This window comes from Paraburkholderia caffeinilytica, assembly GCF_051027425.1.
Lineage (GTDB): Bacteria > Pseudomonadota > Gammaproteobacteria > Burkholderiales > Burkholderiaceae > Paraburkholderia > Paraburkholderia caffeinilytica_A.
Genome location: NZ_CP186552.1, coordinates 2,733,401 through 2,759,802, shown reverse-complemented (window position 1 = coordinate 2,759,802; position 26,402 = coordinate 2,733,401). Strand labels below are relative to the sequence as shown.

Below are 26,402 nucleotides of genomic sequence, written 5' to 3'. Positions count from 1 at the left end.
CTCGCACATCAGCGAAAACAACGCCGCCCAGCACGGACCAACATCAACCCGCCTTAGCGCACAGCTTGCCCGATCGCCTGCGTCATCCGCTGCAAATACTGATCCACTGAAAACCTGCTTTGCGCATCGGCAAGCGCCTGATTCGCGAGACGCTGCGCCATTGCCGGATCGGCCCGCAACGAACCGATCGCCTCAGCCAGCGCGGCCACGTCCCCCGGTTTTACCAGCCAGCCATTGCGCCGATGCCGCACGATCTCGGTCACGCCGCCCGCAGCGGCTGCGATAACTGGGCGCGCCGCCGCCATGCCTTCGACGATCACCCGCCCGAATGGCTCTGGTTCGGTCGACGTGTGCAAGATCACATCCATCGCTTTCATCCATGCGGGCACGTCGTCCTGAAAGCCCGCGAAATGCACGCGATCCGCTACGCCCAGTGCCTCGGCCTGTTCATGCAGACGTTGCGCGTACGCGTCTTCGCCGAATAGCGGCGCGCCGACCAGCACCAGGTGCACGTCGGGCAGCCGCGCCATTGCCTCGAGTGCAATGTGCTGACCTTTCCATGGCGCGAGGCGGCCGAACAAACCCGCGAGCCACGCATGTTCGGGCAGGCCCAGTCGCCGGCGCAACGCGGCCATATCGCTGCTGTCGATGCGCTTGAACGCGCCCGCGTCGATACCGTTGTAGACGACCGGCACGGAGTCGGCCGCGATACCTGTCAACGCCATCAGCGACCGCTTCGAAGCCTGCGAATTCGCGATCACCTGATCGACGGCGAAGCGCACCAGCCACTTGATGACGCTCAGCTGCACGCGCCCGAAATGTTCACGCGTAAGAATGTCGTGTTGATACCAGACTACCGGTTTGCGATGCAGCGGTTTGCCGAGCGCACCCAGCACGAGGGCCTTTTGTGTGTTGAGAAACAGCACGTCGAATGGACGGGCGCGCGCCGCGATCGCGCGGACCTGGCGCACGATGCCCGGCACGACGCGCAGACAGTTCAAGCCTGAAGATTGCCGCACGATACCCGACACGCGCGCGTCGTTCAGCACCTGCACGCGGACGCCGAGCGCTTCGAGACGTCTGCGGAATGGACCATCGGAAAGCAGCACGACTTCGCTGCGCGCGATGCAGCTTCCGGCCAGTTGCAGGAGTGCGAATTCAGCGCCGCCGAGCTGGCCGCTCTGGTCGACGAATAGCACACCCGGCATCGCCGGCGAGAGCATTGTCGATGTCGCCGTCGGTACCGATGATGCCGGCGCGGCAGATGGATCGATCAGAGCGGGCTGAGCCAGTGGCAAAGAATGGGCGAGTGATGAAACGTCGATCGTCGGGCGCATAAGGTGCGAAGTGATTTAACACACCATTCGCAAGAGGCGAATGGCGAGTCCTCATTATTCGCGGACTGTCGCGCGTCGAATGTGGGCATACGCACGCAACATAAATGATGCGGCACATACACTCGTTGCTATGGCCATGGGTCGTTTATTAATAGGTGGGAGATCATGAAAGTGGCGATCGTGCACGACTGGCTCGTCGCACCCGGCGGCGCCGAGAAAGTGCTCGAACAGATCATCGAGTGCTTTCCCGATGCCGATCTCTTCAGCCTCGTCGATTTTCTCGAAGATCGCAGACCCGTAGGCGGGAAACCTGTCACGACGTCGTTCATCCAGCACTTGCCGTTTGCGCGGCGTCGCTATCGCGCGTATCTGCCGTTGATGCCGCTGGCGATCGAGCAGTTCGATCTCTCGGGCTACGACCTCGTCATCACAAGTTCCTATGCGGTCGCCAAAGGTGTGCTGGTCGGCCCCGATCAGACGCACGTGAGCTACGTGCATTCGCCGATGCGCTACGCGTGGGATCTGCAACACCAGTATTTACGCGAAGCGAAGCTGACGCGCGGGCCGAAGTCATGGGCCGTGCGTGCATTGCTTCACTATTTGCGCGGCTGGGATTCGCACTCGGCGAACGGTGTCGACCGGCTGATCGCGAATTCGCAATTCGTTGCGCGACGTGTGATGAAAACTTACCGGCGCGATGCCGCGGTCATTCCGCCTCCCGTCGACGTGCACAAATTCGAACTCTGCACGCACAAGGAAGACTTCTATCTGACCGCCTCGCGCATGGTGCCGTACAAGCGCATCGAGCTGATCGTCGAAACCTTCAACGCAACGCCGCACCGCAAGCTGATCGTGATCGGCGATGGACCGGAGATGGCGGCGATTCGCGCCAAGGCCGGTCCGAATGTGACGATCCTCGGCTATCAGCCGTTCAAGGTTCTCAAGGATCATCTGCAACGCGCGCGCGCCTTCGTGTTCGCTGCCGAAGAGGATTTCGGCATCGTCGCGCTCGAAGCGCAGGCATGCGGTACGCCGGTCATTGCGTTCGGCAAGGGTGGGGCGCTCGAAACGGTGATACCGATCGGCGAGGCGCATCCTACCGGCGTGTATTTCGCACGCCAAACAGTCGTGTCGATGCTCGACGCGATCGACCGCTTCGAACGGCAGCGTGACCAGATCACCCCCGCGGCATGCCGCGCGAATGCCGAACGTTTTTCCGCGGCGATTTTCCGGCGCGCCTTCATGGCCGAGGTGACACGCACGATCGCGGCGTCGGGTTGGCGTCTGCGGGTGGCCGCGGTCGAGCGGGTCGAACACGATCTGGTCGCTGAAGACCTCGCATGGCCAGCGGAACGCGTGCCGGGCGGCAGTTGGGGACGCTGACGCGGGCGGGTTCGCGTGCATCCGTGACACGATGGCGTGAGCTCACGAAAGGAGTGCAAAGTACGATCGAATATCTCTTTATTCGCATCTCGCGAACTTCTCAAGATGCGAATAAAATGAATTTGTCTCACCGCAGCAAGATGCCGTTAGCGGTTCGGACTATGCCGTCCGGCTGACTACCGGTGTCGATCCCATCCCTTTAGCCTTGCAGGTAGAGCGTGCATGTTCAGTGCGCGTGTACGTGTGAGGAAATACGATGCGGGTCATTTCGAAGAAAGCATTACTGGACTTTATAAAGCGACATCCGGAGGCGCGCAGTGCGCTGTTGACGTGGTACTCACTGGCGCAGGCTTGCCTCGCGTATGGCTATAACGACCTGAAGCAGACGTTCGCGGGCGCGGACTACGTGCCGCCGCAATACACCGTTTTCGATGTAGGCGGCAACCGGTTCCGGATCATCGCGGCGATTCACTACAACAGGCAGTCGTTATTCGTTCGTCATGTATTGACGCATGCGGAATACGACCTTTGGACGAGGAAGAATTTAAACTCATGAATGCCGATCGCCTTCCGGGAGCCTTTCCCGACATCGCTCAAACCTGGGCTGCACTGCAAACCCAATTGCCGATCACGCCCATTCGCAACGAGCAGGACTATCAGAAAATGGTGCGGCTCGCCAACGCGCTTGCCGATCACCTGAACGGCAACGAGGAGGACCCGCTGGCCGATCTGTTCGCGATCGTCACGGACCTGATCGAAAGCTGGGAAGCGCACAACGTGACGATCCCGAAAGCGGAGCCGCGCGAGGTGCTGCGGCATCTGCTGGAGACACACGGGCTCAAGCAGAAGGATCTGATCGGTATCGCATCGCCCACCGTGGTGAGCGATATTCTCGCGGGCCGGCGCGCCATCAGCAAAAAGGTGGCGAAGGCGCTGGCCGTGCGTTTTCATACCGACGTCAGCGCGTTTCTGTAACGGTGGCGCAGCCGCGCTGCCGTTCCACCTACCTGAACCTCACACCAAAGCAAAAGGGCTGTGCCTCGATCCGGCACAGCCCTTTTTGCTTTGTACAACCTCTTTGTACAACCTCTTTGTATAGCCTCGTCGTACGGCCGCGTTGTACGGCCGTTTTTCCTACCCTTAACCCGGTCTACCGCGGTCCGTGAGTATCGAGCGGATCGCTGGCGGAATAGGTGTACGCGTACGCGTAGTCATACGTGCCATTCTTGTTGTGGCTCTTGAGCGGCACCGCGTTCATCACACCGCCCACCACCCGAGCCCGGGCGCGCCGCAACTTCTTCAGCGCCTCCGCCACCTGGCCTTCCGTATGCGCGCCGGCCCGCATCACCAGCACCGTCGACCCGGCAATATGGGCAATCACCGCCGCGTCGGCCACCGCCAGCAGCGGCGGCGTATCGACGATCACCAGATCGAATTCCTGCTCGAAGCGCGCAAGGATTTCACCGAAGCGCGACGACGTCAGAATCTCGGACGGATTCGGCGGATAAGCGCCCGTCGCGATGAAGTGCAAACCATCCACGCCCGTGGCGCGAGCCGCAACCTCCAGATCGACCTGACCCGTCAGCAGCTCGGTCAAGCCACCGCTGGGCGAGCGGCCGAGATACTGCGCGAGGCGGCCGCGCCGCAGATCGGCGTCGATCAGCAGCACGCGTTTGCCCGATTCCGCAATCAGTGCAGCCAGGTTCGCGCACAGAAAGCTTTTGCCGTCGGAGGGCGCCGGGCTGGTGATCGCCACGATGCGGTTGGGTGCGTCGATCAAGCCGAATTGCAGGGTGGCGCGCAATCCGCGCAGGCTCTCCACCGTCGAGTCGTACGGATGGGTCTTCACCAGCAGCGGCCGCATGGGAATCTTGCCCGACGCAACGACGGTTTGCGTACCGACCTGCACCTTGTCCTGGCGACCTGCCGCTGAACCAGGTCGAAGCATTCGCGTCATGCCCGACGACTGCGCCGACACCTCGGTCGGCGTCGACCGTGGACTGGGCAGCGCCGCGGCGCGCGCGGCGCTCAACTGCCGGTCGCTGCGCGCCTGTTCCGGGCTGAAGGCGATCGAGCCGAAGATCGGCAACTGGAACCGCCGCTCGACGAACTCTGGGTCGGCCACGCCGGTAAAGAACGTGCGGCGGCAGAACGCGAACAGGATGCCCGCGATGATGCCGAGCAGCGTGCCCGCCGAAATGATCAGCACCGACTTGGGCCGCACCGGCTGGGACGGCAGCAGCGCTTCGTCGATGATATGCACGTTGCCGATCGTGCCGGCACGCGAAATCGACAGCTCCTGGGTTTTGTTCAGCAATGCCACATAGATTTCCTCGGCAACCTTCGCGTCGCGCTGCAAGGAGAGGGCGTTGCGTTCGGAGCTCGGCAGCGTGCTGAAGTGGTCCTCGAAGCGGGCCTTTTCGCGCGACATCGCCGCCAGTTGCGCGTCCACCTGCTGCACTTCCGGGCTTTCCTCAGTGAAGCGCTGCAGCAGTTGCGCGCGCTGGATGCGTAGCGTCGCGATCTGCTTCTCGTAGTCGAGACCACCGGCGAGATAGACCCCGGCTTCCTGAGTCGGTTGGAACGAGCCGGCTTTCGATTGATACTCCGACAACGCGGTCTCGGTCTTTTTCACTTCGGCGCGCAGGCGCGGCAACTCGCTGTTCAGGAAGCTCAGCATATGGCTCGCTTCTTCCTGCGCGCGTTCGGTGCGTTGCGCCAGATACGACGCCGCCACCGCATTGGTGATCGCGGTGATCGCGTGCGGATCGGCGCCCATGTACGACAGTTGTACGACGCCGGTGTCGCGTCCTTTTTCGCCGACCTGCAAACTGGAAGAGAGTCCGGCGACGGCGTCGAGCTGGTTGAAGCGCGTCACGTAGAACTCGGTGCCGGGACGGGCCACCAGCGTTTTGACGAACAGCGTGACGCCGTTGCCGCTTGCCTGCTGACCCGCCACGCCGGTGAGGATCTGCTTGCCGAGCGAGTCGGTTACTTCAAAACGGCCGTAATCGAGCACGCGCAGTGTCAGACGCGCGCCTTCCAGCGATTTCGGCACCGTGATCGACTCGACCTCGAACTGCTCACCGCCCCAGGCATACGAGTTCATACCGAACGCGGCGCCGAGCGGATGGCCAGGATGTGCGAACCACGACGAAATCTTGCCGAGCACCGGCATGGTCTTCGCAGACGTGCTGAAGTTCAGCTTGAATTGCTCGACCACCGGCTCGACCACCGCGCGGCTCTTGATGATTTCGATTTCCGCGTCGGTGCGCATCGGGCCGATCGACGGCATCAGCGACAGCGCGGTCTGCGCTTGCGAGCCGATGTTGTTGCTCTGGGCGTCGACCTGAAGCAGCGCGTCGGCGGAATAGATCGGCGTGGCAATCTTCGTATAGATCACCGCAGCGAGAATCACGCAACCGGCAATGCCGATCACCCACCAGATCTGGTCCATGATCATGCGCAGCAAGTCGCGCATCACGGCATCCTCGTCGCTGCTGGGCGCGGGTCCGTGATCCAGCATATCGTACGTACTCATAGGGATACTCCGTCGCGAGCGTTTTTTTAACGGCCCAACTGGACCGTGTAGAAGATGGATTGCAGAGTCGGCGTGATCTGTTCGAGTGCGCGGTTAAAGCGTGCCGCGCTCGAGACCTGCACGTACACCACATCCTTAGGTTGTAGTTCGAACTTGGTCATCAGCATCAACGCGTCGACCTGGGTCATGTCGAGCTGATAGACGTCGGGCGTGAGCGTCTTGTCGGCGCCGCGCACCACGTATACGAAGCGCGGATCGCCGGTTTTGACGTCGAGGCTGCCGGCGCCGGTCAGTGCATCGGCGAGCGTCAGGCGGCCGCGGTTCATCGGCAGCGAGGTCGGTTTGTTCACTTCGCCGAGCACGAAAACGCGGCTGTTCGAGCGGTCCGGCACGTCGATGATGTCGCCGTCTTTCAGCAGTACGTTCTGTTGCGGATCGCCGGTTTCGAGCAGCGCGGCGACATCGACCGTGTAGCGTTTGCCGTCGCGGGTCACGCCGACGTTCTGCAGATCCGCGTCGGGCAGCGCGCCGCCCGCGCGATTGATCGCGTCGAGCACGGTCAGCGGCGTATCGGTAATCGCTTCGGAGGCGGGCGTGCGCAGATTGCCGGTCACCTGCACCGACTGGCTGTTGAAGCCCGATACGCGCACATCGAGCTGAGGATTGCGAATGGTCCGCGAAAGGCCCCTCGTCAGCGACTCCTGCACTTGCTGCGCGGTCATGCCGAGCACTTTGATTCGGCCTACGCGCGGGAAGAAGATCGTGCCGTTATTGGCGACCCGCACGGTCAGCCCGCCTTCGCCGCCGCCCGTCAGCGTCGGTGCGATCGGTGTCGCGCCTTGCGTCTGCGTGGGTCCGGGCGAGGGCGTTGTGCCGCTGCTGGCGGAGGGAAGCGGGGGCACATTCACGCCCGCGCCGCCGCCGGTCAGTTCCGGGTGATCCCAGACGATGATGCTCAACTGGTCGCCGACGCCGAGCCGGTAGTCGTAAGCGCCACGCGTCTTCGCAGTCAGGCACGACAGCGGGCAGACGGCCGGGACGGCGGCCGCGCGTTGCTGGCGAAAATAGCCGACGTCGATCGTATGCACGGGAAACTTCTCCGCGGTCTGCTCCGGCGGAGCAGGCGGCTCCAGCCGCTTGGTGTCCAGATAGGGCCCTGGCGCCAGCGTACAGGCGCACAGAGATGCGGCCGCGAGCCCTGCGGCAATTGTTTTGATAGTCATTTTGGTGGTCCCTCGCGTGAAGCGGCGCGCTGATCTGATCGGTCAGCGCACCGCCTCCTGCCATGCCCCGCGCATTGCGCGTAAACCGACTCTCCATTTGCGAAGCGCGAGTGCCACGCCGCCGCGCTCGAATGCCAACGACAATGCGCGCAGGAACCCCGGGTCCGCACGATCGCCGATCAGCGTCGAGTAAACGACGAACGCCCATCGGCCGGGTGGCGTCAGGTATTCGCACATGATGAGTCGGAGATTAAATGACGCGTTATAGAAAGCTGCGTCGTTAAATGTGAAGCGCTGGTCTTCGTCGCTGCGCTGGGCCGGGAAGTGCTCCACCAGCAGCGACGGGTCGTAAATCAGGGTCCAGCCGCGCCGCTGCACGTCCAGACTGAAGGCCATCTCGCAGTGGACCTGCGCGCCGGTGCCGCGCAAACGCGGGTCGAAGCGCAGCGTGCCGATCGCTTCGCGGCGAAACGCCATGTTGACGCCTTTGAGCACCTGAACTTCGCGTGCCGCGCCGTGGCCGATATGATGATTGCCGATAGTCCGGCCGTACCAGCGTACGAGGCCCACGCGCGGCTTCTGCCCCTGCAGGATGCCATTGCGTTCATGCACGATGTCGCGTCCGCCCAGGCCGCCGAGTGCGGGATCGCTCTCGAACGCGCGGGCAATCCGCGCGATCCAGTCGGAATGCGGCGCGGCGTCGTCGTCGGTAAAGCAGAGCACGTCGCCGCTGGCGCTGTCGATGCCGAGGTTGTAGGCCGCGACCACGCCCGGCTTGTGCACCAGTACGATCCAGCGGCGCGAGTCGGGCCGGTTCGTCTCGCGCGTGCGCAGCCAGTCGAGTGTCGCGTAATCGTCGTGGCGAGCGATCACGATCACTTCGTCGGCGCGCCGCTCCTGCGCATCGAGTGCCGCGAGGCAGCGTGCGAGATCGGCGGTGCGCCGGTACGTCGGCACGATCACGGAGACTTTCACGAACGGTTCCCGGAGTGGCATGGTCAGAATGCGTTGCGGCCGACGAAGCCCTTGAAAATCGTCGCGAACACGATTTTCATGTCGAACCAGAACGACCAGTTATGGATGTAGAAGAGATCGAACTTCACGCGCGCCTCCATCTTTTCGACCTTGGTGGTGGCGCCGCGATAGCCGTTCACCTGCGCCCAGCCGGTGATGCCCGGCTTGATCCGGTAGCGGTTCATATAGCCGTACACCTGGTCCTTGTAGAGATCGTCGTGTTCGACCGCGTGGGGACGCGGGCCGACCACCGACATCTGGCCGAGCAGCACGTTCAGGAATTGCGGCAGTTCGTCGAGACTGGTGCGGCGCATGAAGCCGCCGAGTTTCGTGACGCGCGCGTCGTTGCGCGAGGCCTGCGTGACCTGGCCGTGCGCTTCGTGGTGCACGGTCATCGAACGGAACTTGTAGATCGCGAACGGCTGGCCGTCCACGCCTTTGCGGGTCTGGCGGAAGAACACGGGGCCTGGCGAGCTCAGCTTGATGGCGATCGCGAGCACGATGAACACGGGCGCGAGCGCCAGCAGCGCGGCCGCCGCGAACAGGCGGTCGAAGATCAGCTTGGGCCACATCTGCGGCGGCGAGACGGGCGTGGCGTTCAGATTGAGCGTCGGTAAACCGACGACATCGACCAGCGCGTGGTTGAACAGCGAGAGGCTGCGCACATCGGGGATGAAGCGCAAATTCACGAAGTCATGTCTGAACATACGCGTGAAGCGATAAATCATATGTTCTTCAGAAAGCGGCAACGCGAGCCACACTTCGTTCACGTGTTCTTCGCGCACTCTGGCGGCGAACGCATTCAGATCGGTCAGCACCGGCAGGCGATTGAGACGCGCGCCGTACGTGCCGGCCGCTTCGATACTGGTGTCGAAGACGCAGACCGGTTTGAAGCCGGCTTGCGGCGCACGGTCCAGATGTGCGAGCAGCGTGCGCGAAAAACCGGGTGCGCCGACGATCGCGACCGTGCGGAAGTTCATGCCGCGCCGGCGCACGCTGCGCAAGGCCACGTGCACGAGGCACTTGGTGAGAATGATCAGGGCGCCGGAGATCAGCGTCGAGTAACCGAACCACAGCCGCGAAACGGCATCCATGCGGTGCAAGGTGAACGCCAGCACGAGGGCGGCGGCCACCACCACCAGCCAGGCGGCGGCAACTCTCAGCAGCATGGAAGGCAGCGCCTTGCCGCGCCACGTTTCATAGACGCCGAAGCCGGGAAACATCAGCAGCACGAGCACGCAATTGAAGGCGATCAGAAGGCGCTCGGTATCCGACAACGCGATCGGCGTCGAAAAACGCATGCCGTGAGCGAGCAGCCCGCCCGCAATCACAAAGAGTGCGTCGAGACATCGCGCAGTATTCCTGAACATGATGATCTTTCCTCTAATCGAACGATGCAGCCTCTGGTTGACTGCTTACTCGACGGTTTCGGCCTGACGCAGACGCGGCAGCAGGCGGTCGAATTCGCGCTTGACGAGGCCGTAGCATTCGCAGGCGCGGGCTTCGAGACCTTTGCGATCGAGGATCCTGATGTGGCCGCGGCTGTGATGGATAAGGCCTTCGTCGTGCAACTTTCCGGCCGCTTCGGTGATGCCCTCGCGGCGTACGCCGAGCATGTCGGCGATCAGTTGCTGGGTAACCGTCAGCTCGTTCGAGGCCACGCGGTCCACTTCGATCAGGAGCCACCGGCACAACTGCTTGTTCAACGCGTGGTGGCGATTGCAGGCCGCGGTTTGCGCGACTTGCGTGAGCAGGGCGTGCATATACAGCAGCATCAGGCGGCGCAGGAAGTCGGAGCGCGCGAATTGCTGCTTGAGCGCCTGTGCGCTCATCCGGTAGGCGAAGCCGGCGCATTGCACCTGCACGCGGTTCGGCATGGTTTCGCCGCCGGTAAGCACGGGCACGCCGGTCATGCCTTCGCGGCCGACCGCGGCGATTTCGACCGAGCTGCCGTCTTCCATCGTCGAGAGCATCGAGATGATTGCGGTGGTCGGGAAGTAGACGTGATGGATGCGTTGACCGGAATCGCACAGCAACTGCTCAGTGCGCAGATGAACCAGTTCGAGATGAGGGGCAAGTGCTTGCCATTCGTGTGACGGTAGTGCGCCGAGCAAATGGTTGCCGTGCAGATCTGATTGAAGTGTCAACATGATCGGTCCTCGCTGAAGCCGCGCGCTGCGTGACTTCGTGTTTTTGATCCGATGCCTGCATCCCTGAATAGACGACCTGCCGCCTGGCGAGCAGCAAAGGATGAACAGGAACGGCCCCGTATTGGCCTGATGCGTCGCTACTGTCTTTGTAGATCTCGTTGCGGCGACGCGATGTTGCGCTTTCTCTTTAGCGAGGAGCGTGCCAGCCATAGGGAAAACGAGTGCTGGTGCGGCGCAGCGAATAATGCTTGGGCGATGCAGGAAATCAAATGTGGCTTTTTGTTTCAATTCTGTACAACGCCTGCTTAACCCACACCTTCTTCGGAGGGTATTTTTATTCGAGCCAAGTCCTTGATCGGATTGGGTTAGTAGCTGATCCGCATAGCTTTGCAGCGGGTGTCTCAGAGATGAAATAGCCCCGCTGTGCGCGTTATCGGGGGCCGTCCGAGTTGTGTCGGATTTGATTCAGATGTGTTCCATACGCTGCGTACGCTGCCGTACGAAGCGTCTATTTTTGACGATGGGTGAGTCGGAAAAGAACCAACAGTGGTTCCGCGGACCAGACAGGTGGCTTCGCGCGGAGCGAGGTTTTATGCGGCTTGCCGGAGAGAGGCTAGTTCAGGCGCGACAATCAGCCGTAGAAGGTGGCGGATATCGCATTGATCGCGCGTACTTCGCCGGCGGGTGCCGTGCATGTTGCGTCAGCTTTAAACGCCGCGTTGGATGCGTGCGCAACGAGTTTCTCAATGGCGACGAGCGGCACGATACAGGGCCGGTCCGGCGGCAGATGAAACCAGTCGTGTGCGGCACGATAATGCGTGTCAATGATATGAACGAAGCGGGCAAAGCGCTTCGTTTCGATGATCAGTTGCCAGCCGTCGGCGGTGCGCTCGGTGCGGACTGCCAGGCCGAGGTCGTGACGTTCGCCGGCCTGCCGCTCCGGCAGATGAATCGCTTCTGAAACGATCCGGCCGCTTGCCGGGTCGCGCAGTGTCGCAATCGTGACGTCGTGAGCACGCGGGCCGAAACGGTAGGCGTGCGTGAAGTCGAAAAACTGGCCGAGGCACGCGGCCGCGCCGATCCGCTGCGTACTGCGCGGCGCCAGTTCGACCGCGCGGCTGGCCGACGCGACCTTGACGCTGCCGTCGCGCAGGCAGACCAGATCCAGTTGCGCATGCAACGGTTCCGCACGTTCGTTCAGCAGATGAATATCGAGGCCGTTGAGGCCTTCGTCGGTGATGACCATCTGGATGGGTTGCAGCGTGCGCGCGAGCCCGTGCAGGGCGCTTTTAGGCCGTCCTGTGGCGTCGATCAAGCCCCAGCCTGCGCCGGGGCGCAAATCCTGGAGTTGCCAGACCAGCGCGCCGCCGCACGTCGAACCGGTGCGCCGCCATTCGGCGAACACGTCCGCCATCAGGTCGGCGACCACCGCGCGTGACAGATCCAGATAGCGCTCAGGGTCTTCGTAACGCAGCCGTGCCGGCTCGATACCGTAGAGCGTCTGAAGATAGTGGTCGCGCACGTCGTCGAAATCCCAGCCGGCTCCGGGGTCGCGCGGCACGGCCGCTTTCCAGCGCGGGTCGTGCAGGTGGATCGTGCCGAGCGCGTCGTGCAAGGTGGCGGCGTCGGGCACGTTGGCGAAGGCCAGGCATTCGGCGGCGAAACGTACCTGCGAGCGGCGCACGTCGTCGAGCGGGCGTTGATAGGCACCCACGCCGTAGTAATGCGTCACGCCCTCGTTAGTTGAAAACGGCCACGCGCCGCCCGAGGGCGAATTGCTCACATACGGTACGTCTGACCGTTCTCGCGTGACGATGGCAGGCAGTTGTCCGGTAAATACTGGTTGCGCGCGCATCGAAGCGGGCAGGCCGAACATGGCGGCCTGCTGGTCGACTTCGCTGCCGCCGCATAGCACCGCGAGCGAGGCAAAGCGCCGCGTGCGGGTCAGAAACTGTGTCGCTTCGCGCTCGATGGAAGCGCTGAAGGCGGCATCGTTCGGGTAGTCGAAATTCGCCAGCGCGAAGTCTTGCCAGATGAGCAGACCGTACTCGTCGGCGAGTGCGTAGAAGGTGTCGGACTCGTACACCATCGTGCCGCCTACCCGCAGCATGTTCATTCCCGCATCGCGGGCGAGCGCGAAAGTGTGGCGCAGTTGCGCCTCGGTGCCGGTCAGCGTGACGAGATCCGCGCTGGTCCAGCAGGCGCCGCGGCAGAACACTGGCGTGCCATTGACGCGCAATGCGAAGCCTGCGCCGTCCGCACCGCGATCCACTTCGACGCTGCGAAAACCGATCGATCCCAAAGCATGGGAACTCGCGCGTCCGTCATCAAGCTGCAACGTCAGAGGATATAAAGTGGGATTGCCGTGCGTGTGCGGCCACCAGCGTTCTGCATGCGGGACACGTACACTGCCGGTCAGTGTATATGCATCACGCCATTGCAAAGACGAAACAAAGCCACCGCAATTCAACGAGGCCGCACACGCGTCGACGTCATGCGGACGAACGAAATGTAGCGTGAGCGAAACAATGCCGTCGTCGTCTTCGAGGCGGCTTGTCAGATCAATCGTGTCGAATGCGTGCGGCGCGTCGCTCAACAGTTCAATCGGCCGCCATGGTCCGACTGCCTGCACCGATGGACACCATCCGGGCATATGGCCGAGCAGCGTGGTGCGCACGTTGCGCAAGGTGGATGGCGTGACGAGCCGCGGCCGCCAGCGGGCGCGCGAACGCTTTGCCGCCAGCGCCGGAGTCAGCGAGCGAAAGCACAGCGCGAGCGTTGCGCTGCCGTGCAGTTCGACGTCGAGATCGTGCGCGACGAACATCGAATCGGAGTCGAGTCGCTTCACACCGTCGAGCCAGACTTCGGCGAGCGTGGCGAGGCCGTGCAGGCGCAAACGGCGTTGGCCCGTGCCTGTCAATGTGAGCCGGTACCAGTGATCGTCGAAGGCGAGGGGTGGCGGATTGGCCATGTCCAGCAGGCTGGCGGCACGGCGCGCGCCGGCCACCGTACCGGGCACCGGCGCGGCGAGCCAGCCTTGCGCGGGTAGATCGGCGGGTGACGCGCATGCACCGGCCGGCGTGCTGACGCACTGCCAGCCTGTATCGAGTTGCTGCGGCCAGAGGTCTTGAGGGATCTCCGCGGAAGCCGCCGCAAGCGCGTCACCTTCATCCGGTATCCGGTCAGTCGTCAGCGCGTCCACGGCGATTTCCTGAAGCTCGAAACGAGCTCGTCACAGCACGAGGGCGGCGAGTGGCGGCAGCGTCTTTTCATAGGCGCTTTCGAGCACGTCGAAGCAGTCTTCACACGAATCGCGACGCCCGCGCGCGATGGCCCGCACGAGCCTGAACTGCATCACCATCGACTCCGACGCGATACGCTGCGCCGCCGCCGGGATCGGCGCCGGTATCTCGAAGCCTTGTGCCGAGAGCCACAACAGATACTTCGAGAGAAATTCGAAGTTGGCGCCGAGTTGCCGCATCAGGTTGAACGAGTACGGATGGAAGAACGCCTCACCGCGTTCGAGCAGCGTATCGAGATGCGCGGGAAACGCCGCGCGCCACTGCGAAATCGGATTGGTCAGCGGCCGCCGGCCCAGATGCGCGCACAACAATTCCGCCGATGCTTCGGCGAGCGCGGTGCCCTCCAGCGCAGGCCGCGTCTGCTTGGCGAATTCAACATACGGAAACAGCAGATCCGGTTGCTGCGCGAATTGCGGCAGTTTGCGAAACACGCCGTCGTAGTCAACGCCGTCGAGCAGGTGATAGCCGGTGTTGTGAAAATAACCGAGGCGGCGTGCCGGCGGATCGATGAAGTCGATTCCCACCGTGGTTTTCGGATGCTCGCGCCGATACGACGTGGCGCGCGTATTCGGCAGGTAATAGCCGTCCACTTCCACCAGCACGGTATGGCCGCGCAGGGTCTGTGCGAGCACGCGGGCTTCGAGCGAGTCGTAGATCGCCAGTTCCTGCACCTGGGTGCCGTACAGCCGCTCGAGGTCTTCGAGCGGAAATTTGAAGAACGTGAACTGATCGCCTTCGAAGTCCTGCGTGACGGTAAAACCGAACGCCGCGCGCGGATCGAGCCCGAAGCCGTGCAGCAGTTCGATCCACAGATCGACGTAGCAATTGGTTTCCTGCCAGACGCGCTCACCTTGATGCAGGGCGTGCGGTGCATGCTGACGCAGCGGCATTGCGGGCGTGTCCGTGCCGCTCTGAGCCGGCAGATCGAGCCGGCTGGGCATCGGGAAAGCGGACTGCGCGCCCTTCGGCAAGGGGATCATGGATGGATTCATGCGCTGTCTCCGGCGCCTTCTGCCGCCACCGTGGAAGCCGCTTGCATGGACGCCATGCCTTGCGTTACGCGTGCTTCGGTGTCGCCCCACAGCAGCGCGCGCACGTCGTCCGGCCATGCATTGACGTCGAGCCCGTGATGACGGAATAGCGCGAGCGTAATGCGCTCCATGCCGAAGCCCACGCAACCCGTATGCGCCACCGCGCCGTCTTCGCAGGCGATCTTCCAGATCGCGCCGAAGTGGTCCATGTGATAGTTGAACGAGAGGCACGCCGTCTTGCCGCGCGGATCGGCCACCGGAATCAGCAATTCGAACTTGAGCGCCTGGGCACGCTGGCTATCGGCGACGATCTTGCCGCCGCGGCCGAAAAACGGATCGTTGGCGAGGTCCACTTCCACCGGCAGTTGCAGCAGGGTAATCAGCAGCGAGCCGCGTTCGACCCACATCTGACGAAACGCCATCACCTGTTCGGCGCTGCCGAGGCGCACGTATTCGCGCTGCCGGAACATCTGCATGCGGCCGGGATCGAGCGACGGCTCGTGACGGAAGCAATACGACAGCACGTCGATAGTGCGGCCGTTCGCGGGCAGCGGACCGCGCCGCGCCATCACCGGATAGATCGGATAGCAGGCGGCCGGCGTGAGCACCACGCGGGTCGGTTTCTGCTGCGCCATCCATTCTTCGCTGCGATCGTCGTCGCTTTCGGTCATCGCGTCGTCGAGTGCGCGCAACAGGCGCTGATGGCCCATGTCGTTGCCGCAGAACGAGTGGATCGTGCCGGCGAGATTCGGAAAGCTCTTCAGATATTCGCTGTCTTCGAAGTCGGTGCGGCGCATGGCGGGCGGAAAGCGCAGCACTTCCGGCTGCTGGTCGGCGCCGAGATGCGTGATCGCCACGTTAAGACGCTCCACCACGTCTTCGAAAACCTGGCTGCGGCCATACAGGCCGTTTTCGCCGGTGTCGATCAGCAGGCCGGCGGCCAGCAGTTCGTCGCGGAAAGCCGGCGCCGTGGATTCCTGAGCGGCAGCGGCCAGCGCGGCGGTATCGGTCATCGTGTTCATGTCAGGCTCTCCCCGGGGCGGCAGGACGCTGCGCGAGCAACAGGCTCGCCGTGTTCTGCGCGATACGGTCGTTGTTGATCATCAGCGGTGCGGAGTAGAGGTCGCGCAGATGCCGTCCCACGCTGTATTCCGTACCGTTCTTGTAGCCCGCCATGCCGCAGATCATCAGCACTTCCTGCACGACTTGCAGTGCGGTGGTCGAGATGCTGGTTTTCAGCGTATTCATGTCGGAGGCGAAGCCGAGCATGGCCGAGAGCGGCGCATCGGCCTGGCAGCCGCCGTGTTTCGCGTGGTGCGCGGTGCGCGCCGCGTCGAGCGCGACGGAGAGGCGCGCCTGCATCATCTGCAGCAGGCCGACCGCTTCGGCGAGACGCAGGCCGGCCGGCGGAATCGAGCCGGGTTTCGAGCGGGCCTGCGCGCGGAAGAAGGCTTTCGCGCGATTGACCGCGTCGCTGGCGACACCGGTCCATACCGAGGCCCACAGCGTGTGCGAGACCGGCAGCATGGTCTGATCGGCGATATCGGCGAAGGGTGTCGGCAGGATCTGTTCGGCGAGACCCGTGGCGACGAGCCTGAAGCCCTCGCTGCAGGTGCCGCGCATACCCATCGAATCCCAGCCGCCGCGTTTTTCCAGTTGTGTTTCTTCGCGTAACGCGACGATCAGCACCTGATCGGCGGCAGCCGATTCGGCGGTGCGGCGCGCGGTGACCAGAATCCCGTCGGCGTGTGCGCCGTACGAGATCGTCGGCGCGAGCTTTTCGATGCGAAAGCGCTGCGTGTCCGGCTCGCCTTCGAGTTCGACCGAGCAGGCGCTGGTGCGCATATTGCCGCCAATCGTCTCTTCAGAAGTCGCCGAAGCCAGCAGCCATTGACGCTCGACCAGTTGCACGAGCAACTGTCGATGCCACGTTGACTCGCTGCCGTGCGCTTCGATACAGGCCACCTGGATCTGATGCATCGCATACACCATCGCGGTGGAGGCGCAGCCCTGTGCGAGCGTTTCGCAAATCGCGGCGACATCCGCGAGCGAGAGCCCCGCACCGCCGAACTCGGCCGGCACCATCGCCGACAGCAAATTTTCGTGCTTGAGCGCGTCGAAAGCCTCGCTGGGAAAGCGTGCTTCGCGGTCCACCGCATCGGCGAATTGCGCGGCCACGGCGGCGCAGCGCTGCGCCGCGGCGCGCCAGCCCGGTTCGTTCTCCACCGCGCTCAGCAGGACCGCCGCGCCGTCGGCTTGAACCGCATCGGTGGCGGCGAGCGGAGCCGCCACGGCGGCCGTGTCCAGCAACGGGGCGTTCATGCTGCCGCCTTCGCCTGTTGCAGTTCGACGACCGCTGCGGCCATCGAATCGATGCTGGAGAACAGGCGGCGCGTCAGCATGCGGTCCGGAATTTCAATGTCGAATTCATCTTCGATCGCCAGCATCAGATGCACGGTGGCGAGCGAGGACAGGCCCGCGGCGTACAGATCGGCGTCGTCAGCCAGGGTGTCCGGCGGGACGTCGAGGCGGGCCGATTCGGAAAGGATGCGTCGCAGTGCGGTTTTCATGTTGAGGTGCCCCCTTGTTGGTCAACGGTCTCTCGGATGTTGCTGTCGTAAAACGAACGGACGTCGTCGTTTTTGGCGTTTATCGCGGTGCGCGGCGTTATCGCGGCACGTCTGATGGCGGAACGGCGCGCCTCTTTGCCGTGTTTGCACGGTGCCCTGAGACCGTTTTCTGCGGTTTCCTGCTGCGCTGTGTTCCGACGTCTCGTATTTAAGATTCGTCAAAGCCCAGCGTCAGTGCGATGGCGCACGGAAACGCGTGTTTCGCGGACGTACCGTGTAGCCATGACAAGAGGCCGGCATGTTGAACCAGGCCGTCGAGGGCGGCCTGCGATGCCGTGCCCGCTGAACTTATTTACCGCTGGGGAACGTGATGAACTGGAAAACGCTGGAATTCGAACAACTTTCGGCACGCGAGTTGTATCTGATCTTGCGGGCGCGCAGTGCGGTCTTTGTGGTCGAACAATCGCATGTCTGTCTTGACGCCGACGGTCACGACGAAAACGCGCTGCACGTCTTCGCCGTCGAGGATATGGCGCGGCCCATGCCGGTTCTGGCCTATGCACGCCTGCAACCCGGCGATGCCGAAGACCCGGAAATCACTATCGACAAGGTGCTGACGAGCCCGCTGCGGCGCGGCGACGGTACCGCCGAACTTCTGCTCGAACGCGTGCTGCAGGCGATCGCCGAGCATTGGCCGGGACACGCCGCGCGTGTAAGCGCACCGCTCGGTTTGCGCGACTTCTACGAGCAATTCGGGTTTCGTAAGACGGAAGGGCCGTACCTCGAACATGGCGTGCCGTTCATCGGCCTGACGCGCCAGGTGCGCGGCAGCCAGCCGCTCTTCGGTACGCGGCGCCGCGAGCGCGATGGTGTGGCGCTCGTCAACACGTTCGAGCTCCTGTAATGGCGCGAATGCTGATTACGCCGTCCACGCAGGTTGGACTGCCGGCACCTTCACGCCCGCCGCGCGTTTTGTCCGGCGAAGCGTTTGCACCGGCGGCGCCCGGCCCGGCCCAGACCCGTTCCACGCCGGCCGCGCGCACGCAGGGCAAAGGCTTGCGCCATCCGCTGAGCTTGCCGTTGCTCCTGTTTGCCGTGACCTTGGGCTTGATCGTTCTGCATCAAGGCAGGCTGGTCGAATATTTCTTTCCGCTCGGTGCGTTCGGCGTGGCGGTGATGTTGTATTGGCGCTCGCCCGCGCATTACATCGGTTTTGTCTGCTGGCTGTTTTTTCTGACACCGGAGGTGCGGCGTCTCGCGGACTTCGTCAACGGCTCGTTCAATCAGCAGAGTCCCATCATGGTGGCGACCTTGCTTGCCGTCGCGCTGACCGGCCTGACCTTGCTCAAGCATGTGTCGTTGCTGGGGCAGCGCCGCGCGGCGCCGCTGGTACTGATCGTGATCGCGCTTCTCTATGCCTTTGTGGTCGGCATGGTGCAGGTCGGTCCGGCGGCGGCGACGTTTACGCTCATCAACTGGTTGTATCCCGTGATGGTGGCGTTCTATCTCACCGTGACGTGGCGCCACTATCCGGACTACCACCGGGTTCTGCTGAAGACCTTCGTTTATGGCGGACTCCTGATGAGCGTGTACGGTCTGCTCGAGTTTGTTTCGCCCATGCCGTGGGACGCGTTCTGGCTGATCGCGTCGAAAATGCTGTCCGAGGGGCAGCCGGTGCCGTTCGGCATGCGGGTGAGCAGCACGATGAATTCGTGCGGCCCGTTCGCGGTCACGCTCATGACGATCCTGCTGATGTCGCTGGCGGCGCGCGGTAAAGCGCGCATCGTGCTCGGATGCGTGGGGATTCCCGTGCTGTTGCTCACCAGCGCGCGCAGCACGTGGGGCGGCTTTGCGATTGCGCTGGCGTATTCGTTCGTCATGCTCGACGGTAAAAGCCGTAGGCGGCTGATGGCCGGCGTGCTGGGGTTGGCCGTGGTGGCCGCGCCGCTGATGATGATCGATCAGGTCGCGGAGCCGGTGATGCAGCGGTTGAGCTCGATTCAGGATCTCTCCCAGGACAACAGCTACCAGGCGCGCGCGGAGTTCTACAAGTCGTTCATGTCGTCGGCGCTCACCGATATTGCCGGCCAGGGGCTCGGCACGACCGGCCTCGGCAGCAAGCTGTCCGACGATACGGCGGCGCAGGCGAACCTTAATTTCGACAGCGGCCTGATGGAGGTGCCCTACGTGATGGGGTGGCCCGGCACGCTGCTCTACGTCACGGGCATCGTCATGCTGCTGTGGCGCGCCTATCGGGCGAGCCGCCAGCATCCGACCGACCTGCTGGCGATCTCCGGCGTCGGCGTGGCCGTGGCGATTTTTTCGATGATGGTGTTCATCAACACGCTGACCGCGGTGTCGGGGATGTTTTTCTTTATCGGCGTGACCTTGCCGGTGATTTCGCTGCGCTATGCGCGTGAACGCCACAGCGTGGTCACCGCGGCCCCCGCACGACCCTGAAAAATATCTATATGAAGGACATCCGGATGCGGATTTTGATCGTCACTCATGTCGTGCGCAAAAACGATGGGCAAGGGCGCGTCAACTACGAGATCGTACTGGCGGCGCTCGCCGCCGGTCATTCGGTGACACTGCTTGCCGCGGGTGCTGCGCCCGAACTGGTGCAGCACCCGCGTGTGCATTTCGTGCAGATTAGCGAAAGCAGGCTGCCGACCCGGCTCGCCCAGTATCAGATGTTCGCGTGGCGTTGCGGCGCGTGGATCCGTGCACATCGTCAGGAGTTCGATGTGATTCACGTGAACGGATTCATTGCATGGACGCGCGCCGATATTAACGCGGCGCATTTCGTTCATGGCGGCTGGTATCGCTGCGGGTTCTATCCGTTTCGCCTGTTGCGCAGCTTCTACGACACTTATCAGGTTATCTACACGCTGCTGAATATCGGCTGCGAAAAATGGGCGTTCCGGCATGCGGAAGTTGTCGTGCCGGTGTCGCATACGGTGGCCGCTGAAGTGCGAGCGCTCGGCATCGCGCCGGCACGGCTGCAGGTGATCCATAACGGCGTCGACGTCGATGAATTCACGCCCGGTACGCCTGAGCGGGCACGTTTCAATCTGCCGTCGGCGCCGTTCATGCTGCTGTTCGCCGGCGATTTGCGCATGTCGCGTAAAAATCTCGACACGGTATTGCACGCGCTCGTGCATACCCCGGCCAACGTGCATCTCGCAGTGGCCGGGATTCTGCACAACAGTCCGTATCCGGCGCTGGCGGCTTCGCTCGGGCTGACGGAACGGGTCCACTTTACAGACATGGTGATGGACATGCCCGCGTTGATGCGTTCGGTCGACGCGTTCGTGTTTCCCTCGCGTTACGAGCCGATGGGACTGGTGCTGCTCGAAGCACTGGCCGCGGGATTGCCGGTCATTACCGTACGGACTGCGGGCGGCGCCGAAGTGATTTCACCGAGAAGCGGCATCGTGCTCGACGATCCCAACGATGCGGTTGCGCTGGCCGCGGCGATCGAACGCCTCGCGGGCGACCCCGGCTACGCCCACCGCCTGGGGCAGGCGGCGCGCGAAGTCGCACGAACCTTGAGCTGGCAGGCCATGGCCGAGCGCTATCTGTCGCTCTACGAACAGGTGCATGCGCGGCGCACGGCGCGACCGTTGCCGGCCGGTTGTGCCACCGCGTCGGTGGAACTATGAGCGCGCCGATCGATTCGCTGCAGATCGGCATGCACTGGTTCACCGAACGGCCAGGCGGCCTCGATCGCATGTTCAAGGCATTGATCGATACGCTGCCGGCACAGGGCGTCAATGTTCGCGGGATGGTGGCGGGCACGCCCGCCGTGTTCGACGCCTCGGGCGGCAGCGTGCTTGCCTTCGCCGGCGCGCAGGCGCCGCTCGGCACGCGCCTGTGGGGTTCGCGCAGGCAGTCGCGCGCGCTGCGGGCGGCGAAGATGCCCGACGTCGTCGCCACGCATTTCGCGCTCTATGCCGCGCCGACCGCGGGCGTCTTCAGAAGCGTGCCGAAGGTTGTGCATTTTCACGGACCGTGGGCCGCCGAGTCGTACCCGGGTGGTGGCGGTGGCTGGTCGCGCGCGATGCGTGTCGCACTCGAGCGCTTCGTGTACCGGGGCGGCACGCGTCACATCGTACTGTCGCAGGCGTTCGGGAAGATCCTGCGCGAGACCTATGGCGTGCGTGACGAGCGCATCCGGATCGTGCCCGGCTGCGTCGACGTCGCGCAATTCGACACGCGTGTGACGCAGCGGCAGGCACGCGAGCGCCTCGGTCTGCCGCTGGACCGGCCGTTGCTGTTCTGCATGCGGCGCCTGGTATCGCGCATGGGACTCGAGGACCTGATCGATGCGATCGCCATCGTCAAGCCCGTGCTGCCCGACGTACTCCTGACGATCGCCGGCAAAGGGCCGCTGGAGGCGCAATTGCAGGCGCGCATCGTGGCGCGCGGGCTCGAGCGCCACGTGCGGCTCGCGGGCTACGTGCCCGACGACACGGTGCCGCTCTGGTATCGCGCCGCCGATCTGACGGTGGTGCCGACGGTGTCGCTCGAAGGCTTCGGGCTCACGACGATCGAATCGCTCGCGGCCGGCACGCCGGTGCTGGTGACGCCGGTAGGTGGTCTGCCGGAAGCGGTCGCGCCGTTATCGGCCGAACTGGTGTTGTCCTCGGGCGGCTTCAAGGCGATCGGCGAAGGGATTGCCGATGTCCTGCTCGGCCGCCGCATGGTGCCGGATTCGCCGGCGTGCCGCGCGTATGCCCGCCGGTATTTCGACCGGCCGGTGGTCGCCGCGCAGGTCGCGCAGATCTATCGCGAAGCGATCGACGCGTTCTGACGCGCTAGAGATCATGCGACGCCCTGCACGCAAAACCTTCGAACGCCTCGCATGCGCCGCCGCTCTGGCGTTGCCGGTGCTCGTGCTGATCGCGGCGAGCGACCCGGGCGGCGGCACGACGCTCGGGCCGGCGCAGACGGCCCGGGTCGCGCCGGGCGCGAACTTCGTGGCTTCCGCAGGCAAGCCCGCAGCCGAAGCGCTTGCCGTCGCCGCGCATCCGTCGCTGTCGTATCGCACGTCGTGGATCGGCAATACCTGGGGCTACGCAGATCATCGCTGGATGCAGATCGACGTGCAGGCGCTGGCGGTTACGCCTGAGGGCGATGTCTTCACGAACGCGCCCTGGGACGAAGGCGGCGGCGAAATCGGTCAGTACCGTAACGGGCAACTGGTTCGCCACGGTGGCGAGTCGCACGGCTGGGGCATGATGGGCGGCGACGCAATCGCCGTGAACGACGAGTACGTGTTCGTCGCGCAAACCGTCGTCAGTCTCGGCAACGAGATGGCCCAACACCGGCGTATGCCGCGCGAGGGCGAGCAGTGGACCGGCGTTTCACGCCGCAGCCGCGCCGATATCCGCGACGGCGTACCGTTCGCCGGTCAGGTGAACTGGCCGGGCGGCAGCCGGCTGGCGTTTCTGCTGGTCTCGACTTTTTCGAGCAAGGAAGACTACGCGATCCGCGGGCTCGCCGCGGACGAGACACGGCTCTTCGTGTCGAATCAGCGCGATAACCGCGTTCAGATCTTCGACGCTCAAACGATGCAGCCGGTCGGCGGCTTTCCGGTCCACGAACCGGGGCGCCTCGCGCTCGCGCCCGACGGTTCGCTGTGGATCGTCGAGAACAGCCGCACCGATGGTGCGCAGCGCGTGGTCCATCGGGTGCGCGATGGTGCACGTCTTGGCGAGCTGGTATTGCCGCGAGGCGTGGTGCCCGCGGATCTGACGGTCGATACGCGCGGACGGTTGCTGATCGCCGACAACGGCGCGCGTCAGCAGATCCTGATTTTTACGGTGGCTTCAGCGAATCAGGCGAATCCGGCAACTCAAGCGATTCCAGCGACTTCAGCGAACTCAGCGAACTCAGCAAACTCAGCAAACTCAGCAAACTCAGCAAACTCAGCGAACTCAGCGAATTCCGGCGCAACCGCATCCAGTACAACCGCATCCAGTACAACCGCATCCAGTACAACCGCATCCAGTACGACCGCATCCAGTACGACCGCATCCAGTACGACCGCATCCAGTACGACCGCATCCAATACGAGGGCATCCAGTACAACGGCATCCACCCCCGCGCAGCCAGGAGCCGGCATGCAACTGTCAGCAAGCTTCGGAGAAGCGGGCGGTATATACGCGGGCCGCGCCGGCGCGCCGGGGCCGCGGCGCTTCAATGGATTGACCGGCGTAGGCGTGGACCGGGCCGGCAACATCTATGTGTCGATGAACGGCGCGGGACCGCGTCCCATCGGCACAGGTCCGAGCACCTACGACGGTGCGCTGATCGAGAGTTATGCGCCCGACGGCACGCAGCGCTTCAGTCTGCAAGGGCTGTTGTTCGTCGACGGGGCGCAATTCGTCGATGGCGAGCCGCCTTCGGTCTATAGCGGCAGCAAGCGCTTCACGCTCGACCTCGCACGTCCGGTCGGCGAGGAGTGGTCTTACGCCGGCTACACCGCCGACCGTTTCCGCTATCCCTACGATCCGTATTTTCATCTGTACCTCGGCGGCCAGCGCGGCATGCCGCTCGTGCGCGATGTTCGCGGGCACCGGCTGCTCTATACGACGGACATGTACTCGTCGTTTCTGCGCATCTACCGCTTCGCCGCCGATCGCGAGACGGCGATTCCTTCGGGTCTCTTTGCGCAGTCGCACATCGACGGCGCGTGGCCGCCGAACCAGCCGGCGCAAGGCGAATGGATCTGGCGCGACGCAACCGGCAAGGGCGACTTTTCCGCCGGCGCGTTCGACCAGAACACCGGCAGCACCGACGCGCCGCCGATGCGCGCATGGTGGGTCGATAGCCTCGGCGATATCTGGCAGGGCACCGAGTCGCAGGGAATCCGCTCGTTTCCGCTGCAGGGTTTCGACCAGGCCGGCAATCCGGTCTACCGCTACGCCGCGATGCGGCAGTATCCGCCACCCGCACCGTTCTATCGGATCGCGCGCCTGAACTACTTCCCCGCCGACGACACGATGTTCGTCTCCGGGTCGACACCGGCGCATCCATTCGTTCAGGACAACTGGAATGGCGCGGGTTCGCAACTGGCGCGTTACGACCACTGGAAGGGCGGTAAGCCCGTGCTGCGCTATGTCATCGGCTTGCCCGACCGCGGCGCGCCCGACTGGTCGTCGATCAGCGGATTCGCCGTGGCGGGCGACTACCTCTTCGCCGTCGAAACCCGGAGCGCGATCGTGCGCGTCTACGACCGGGCCACCGGCCGCGATGTGGGCCGGCTCGAACCGGGCAAGGAAGTCGGTTCGGCGAGCGGCTGGGTCGATGTCCCGATGCCGCTGACCGCCCATCGCCTCGCGTCAGGCGAATACCTCGTGCTGGTCGAGGAAGACGCACACGGCAAAGCGCTGATGTATCGCTTCATGCCACAAACGGCGCCGCTGGCGGCTGCCGCTTCTCACTCAACAGATACGGCACAGACCCCATGAAGATCATTCATCTAGCCAACCATGCGCAGAACGTCGGCAACGGCATCGTCAACATGATGGTCGACCTCGCCTGCATGCAGGCACGTGCCGGCCACGACGTGACGGTGGCGTCGGCGGGTGGCGGCCACGAGAGTTTGCTCGCGCAGCAGGGCGTTCGTCACGTGCTGCTCGCGCAATCGCCGCGGCCGTCGCGCGTCCCCGCGATGGTGGCCGGTTTTAACCGGCTGATCGCGAAGTACGATCCCGACGTCGTGCACGCGCACATGATCACCGGTGCGCTGATCGCACGCTGCAGTGTCCTGCAACGGCGTTTCGTGCTGGTCACGACGGTGCATAACGAGTTCCAGAAAAGCGCGACGCTGATGCGCGTGGGCGACCGCGTGGTGGCGGTCAGCAACGCCGTGGCGGTGGCGATGGCGCGACGCGGCATACCACAGGCACGTCTCGCCGTCGTCGGCAACGGCACGATCGGTACGCCGCGCCTCGCCAGCACACCGGTGCCCGATGAACCGCGGTTGGCTCATCCGTGCATCGTCACGGTGGCGGGCATGTACGAACGCAAGGGCATCCGCGATCTGCTGCACGCTTTTGCGCTGCTGCGCAAGCGTGTGCCGGACGCGCTGCTGTATCTGGTCGGCGATGGACCTGATCGCGCCGTGATGGAAACGCTGGCCCGGCAACTCGGGGTGGCGGAGCATGCGCACTTTACGGGTTTCGTGGCCGATCCGCGTGGCTATCTTGCTCAAGCCGACGTTTTCACACTGGCCTCGCACGCAGAGCCGGGTGCTCTGGTGTTGTGCGAAGCCCGCGAGGCGGGGCGCGCGATCGTCGGAACTCGGGTGGGCGGCATTCCAGAGATGCTCGATGACGGCGAAGCCGGTCTGCTGGTGCCGCCCGCGAATCCGGTAGAGCTTGCGCAGGCGCTCGGCCTGCTCCTGACCGATCGTGTTGCTCATGCCGCGCTGATCGCGCGTTCGCGACAAAACTGCGAGCGATTCAGCGTGCAACGGGTGAGCGACGATTACCAACTGGTTTATGAGCGTGCGCTCGCCAGCCGCCAGCCGCGCCGCTTTGCCACGATCGCCACGACGGCCAACCTGGCCGCGCCTGAAATCGCAGTGGGGGACGCTGTCGCACGGAAGACGACGTTGTGATCTGCTAAGAGACACGGAGACACGGAGACACGGAGACACGAAGGCACGAAGGCACGAAGGCACGGAGATGCCGGGAAACTCCGGCGAACCGGCGTTGGAGGGGTCGTGTGTGGGTGTCTAAGGAAGTGGCGTAAAGAGGCGGTGAAACGAAGCGGTAAAACAGGACCGCAGTAAAACGACACTGCGAAACCAGGTAGCGACGCGGACCCGAATCCCGGC

At 63.8% G+C, this 26,402-nt stretch carries 20 protein-coding genes; 9 read left to right on the top strand and 11 right to left on the bottom strand.

Annotated elements, in window-relative coordinates:
* Window positions 1-53: 53 nt before the first annotated feature.
* Window positions 54-1,223, bottom strand: a complete 1,170-nt coding sequence (locus ACOSV0_RS12120; RefSeq protein WP_434106425.1) for a glycosyltransferase family 4 protein — start codon at window positions 1,221-1,223, stop codon at window positions 54-56.
* 279 nt (window positions 1,224-1,502) lie between these two features.
* Between ACOSV0_RS12120 and ACOSV0_RS12115 the strand changes: the two genes are divergently transcribed.
* The 3 genes from ACOSV0_RS12115 to ACOSV0_RS12105 all read left to right on the top strand — a co-directional run bounded on the left by ACOSV0_RS12115 (window position 1,503) and on the right by ACOSV0_RS12105 (window position 3,695).
* Window positions 1,503-2,720, top strand: coding sequence for a glycosyltransferase family 4 protein (locus tag ACOSV0_RS12115; protein WP_434106424.1), 1,218 nt, complete (start codon window positions 1,503-1,505; stop codon window positions 2,718-2,720).
* Window positions 2,721-2,976: 256 nt separating this feature from the next.
* A complete protein-coding gene (locus tag ACOSV0_RS12110) occupies window positions 2,977-3,276 on the top strand; it encodes a type II toxin-antitoxin system HigB family toxin (RefSeq protein WP_434106423.1) in 300 nt (99 codons plus the stop codon).
* Entirely contained in the window at window positions 3,273-3,695 is a 423-nt protein-coding gene (locus tag ACOSV0_RS12105; protein ID WP_434106422.1) for a helix-turn-helix domain-containing protein, read from the top strand. The genes ACOSV0_RS12110 and ACOSV0_RS12105 overlap by 4 nt, the downstream gene beginning before the upstream one ends.
* A gap of 175 nt (window positions 3,696-3,870) precedes the next feature.
* Here the strand turns inward: ACOSV0_RS12105 and ACOSV0_RS12100 are convergent, their stop codons facing one another.
* The 10 genes from ACOSV0_RS12100 to ACOSV0_RS12055 form a co-directional block, all read right to left on the bottom strand.
* Window positions 3,871-6,261, bottom strand: a complete 2,391-nt coding sequence (locus tag ACOSV0_RS12100; protein ID WP_434106421.1) for a polysaccharide biosynthesis tyrosine autokinase — start codon at window positions 6,259-6,261, stop codon at window positions 3,871-3,873.
* A gap of 26 nt (window positions 6,262-6,287) precedes the next feature.
* Window positions 6,288-7,484 carry a polysaccharide biosynthesis/export family protein gene (locus tag ACOSV0_RS12095; protein ID WP_434106420.1) on the bottom strand — a complete coding sequence of 399 codons (1,197 nt, stop codon included), beginning with the start codon at window positions 7,482-7,484 and terminating at the stop codon, window positions 6,288-6,290.
* Window positions 7,485-7,526: 42 nt separating this feature from the next.
* Complete coding sequence (locus tag ACOSV0_RS12090) at window positions 7,527-8,480, bottom strand: glycosyltransferase family 2 protein (RefSeq protein WP_434106419.1); 954 nt, start codon at window positions 8,478-8,480, stop codon at window positions 7,527-7,529.
* Between the two features lie 2 nt (window positions 8,481-8,482).
* A complete protein-coding gene (locus tag ACOSV0_RS12085) occupies window positions 8,483-9,868 on the bottom strand; it encodes an undecaprenyl-phosphate glucose phosphotransferase (protein ID WP_434106418.1) in 1,386 nt (461 codons plus the stop codon).
* A gap of 45 nt (window positions 9,869-9,913) precedes the next feature.
* Complete coding sequence (locus ACOSV0_RS12080) at window positions 9,914-10,648, bottom strand: Crp/Fnr family transcriptional regulator (RefSeq protein ID WP_325044668.1); 735 nt, start codon at window positions 10,646-10,648, stop codon at window positions 9,914-9,916.
* 631 nt (window positions 10,649-11,279) lie between these two features.
* Window positions 11,280-13,850, bottom strand: a complete 2,571-nt coding sequence (locus ACOSV0_RS12075; protein WP_434106417.1) for a glycosyl hydrolase 2 galactose-binding domain-containing protein — start codon at window positions 13,848-13,850, stop codon at window positions 11,280-11,282.
* 30 nt (window positions 13,851-13,880) lie between these two features.
* A complete protein-coding gene (locus ACOSV0_RS12070) occupies window positions 13,881-14,942 on the bottom strand; it encodes a DUF1839 family protein (protein ID WP_434106416.1) in 1,062 nt (353 codons plus the stop codon).
* A complete protein-coding gene (locus ACOSV0_RS12065; protein WP_434106415.1) occupies window positions 14,939-16,003 on the bottom strand; it encodes an amino acid--[acyl-carrier-protein] ligase in 1,065 nt (354 codons plus the stop codon). Before ACOSV0_RS12065 ends, ACOSV0_RS12070 begins: the two co-directional genes overlap by 4 nt.
* 1 nt (window position 16,004) lies before the next feature.
* On the bottom strand, window positions 16,005-17,303 hold the full coding sequence (locus ACOSV0_RS12060) for an acyl-CoA dehydrogenase family protein (protein ID WP_434106414.1): 1,299 nt from the start codon (window positions 17,301-17,303) through the stop codon (window positions 16,005-16,007).
* A complete protein-coding gene (locus tag ACOSV0_RS12055; RefSeq protein WP_434106413.1) occupies window positions 17,300-17,551 on the bottom strand; it encodes an acyl carrier protein in 252 nt (83 codons plus the stop codon). The genes ACOSV0_RS12060 and ACOSV0_RS12055 overlap by 4 nt, the downstream gene beginning before the upstream one ends.
* Window positions 17,552-17,921: 370 nt before the next feature.
* Between ACOSV0_RS12055 and ACOSV0_RS12050 the strand changes: the two genes are divergently transcribed.
* From ACOSV0_RS12050 to ACOSV0_RS12025, 6 genes are read left to right on the top strand one after another with little or no spacing between them, the layout of a single operon-like run.
* Window positions 17,922-18,455 carry a GNAT family N-acetyltransferase gene (locus tag ACOSV0_RS12050; protein WP_434106412.1) on the top strand — a complete coding sequence of 178 codons (534 nt, stop codon included), beginning with the start codon at window positions 17,922-17,924 and terminating at the stop codon, window positions 18,453-18,455.
* Complete coding sequence (locus ACOSV0_RS12045; protein WP_434106411.1) at window positions 18,455-20,011, top strand: O-antigen ligase family protein; 1,557 nt, start codon at window positions 18,455-18,457, stop codon at window positions 20,009-20,011. Before ACOSV0_RS12050 ends, ACOSV0_RS12045 begins: the two co-directional genes overlap by 1 nt.
* Window positions 20,012-20,037: 26 nt before the next feature.
* The gene (locus tag ACOSV0_RS12040; RefSeq protein ID WP_434106410.1) at window positions 20,038-21,216 is read left to right on the top strand and encodes a glycosyltransferase family 4 protein; all 1,179 of its coding nucleotides are present in this window, start codon (window positions 20,038-20,040) and stop codon (window positions 21,214-21,216) included.
* A complete protein-coding gene (locus tag ACOSV0_RS12035) occupies window positions 21,213-22,367 on the top strand; it encodes a glycosyltransferase family 4 protein (protein ID WP_434106409.1) in 1,155 nt (384 codons plus the stop codon). Before ACOSV0_RS12040 ends, ACOSV0_RS12035 begins: the two co-directional genes overlap by 4 nt.
* Window positions 22,368-22,380: 13 nt before the next feature.
* Window positions 22,381-25,029, top strand: a complete 2,649-nt coding sequence (locus ACOSV0_RS12030; RefSeq protein ID WP_434106408.1) for a YncE family protein — start codon at window positions 22,381-22,383, stop codon at window positions 25,027-25,029.
* Window positions 25,026-26,183, top strand: coding sequence for a glycosyltransferase family 4 protein (locus tag ACOSV0_RS12025; protein WP_434106407.1), 1,158 nt, complete (start codon window positions 25,026-25,028; stop codon window positions 26,181-26,183). The genes ACOSV0_RS12030 and ACOSV0_RS12025 overlap by 4 nt, the downstream gene beginning before the upstream one ends.
* The last annotated feature ends 219 nt before the right edge of the window (window positions 26,184-26,402 follow it).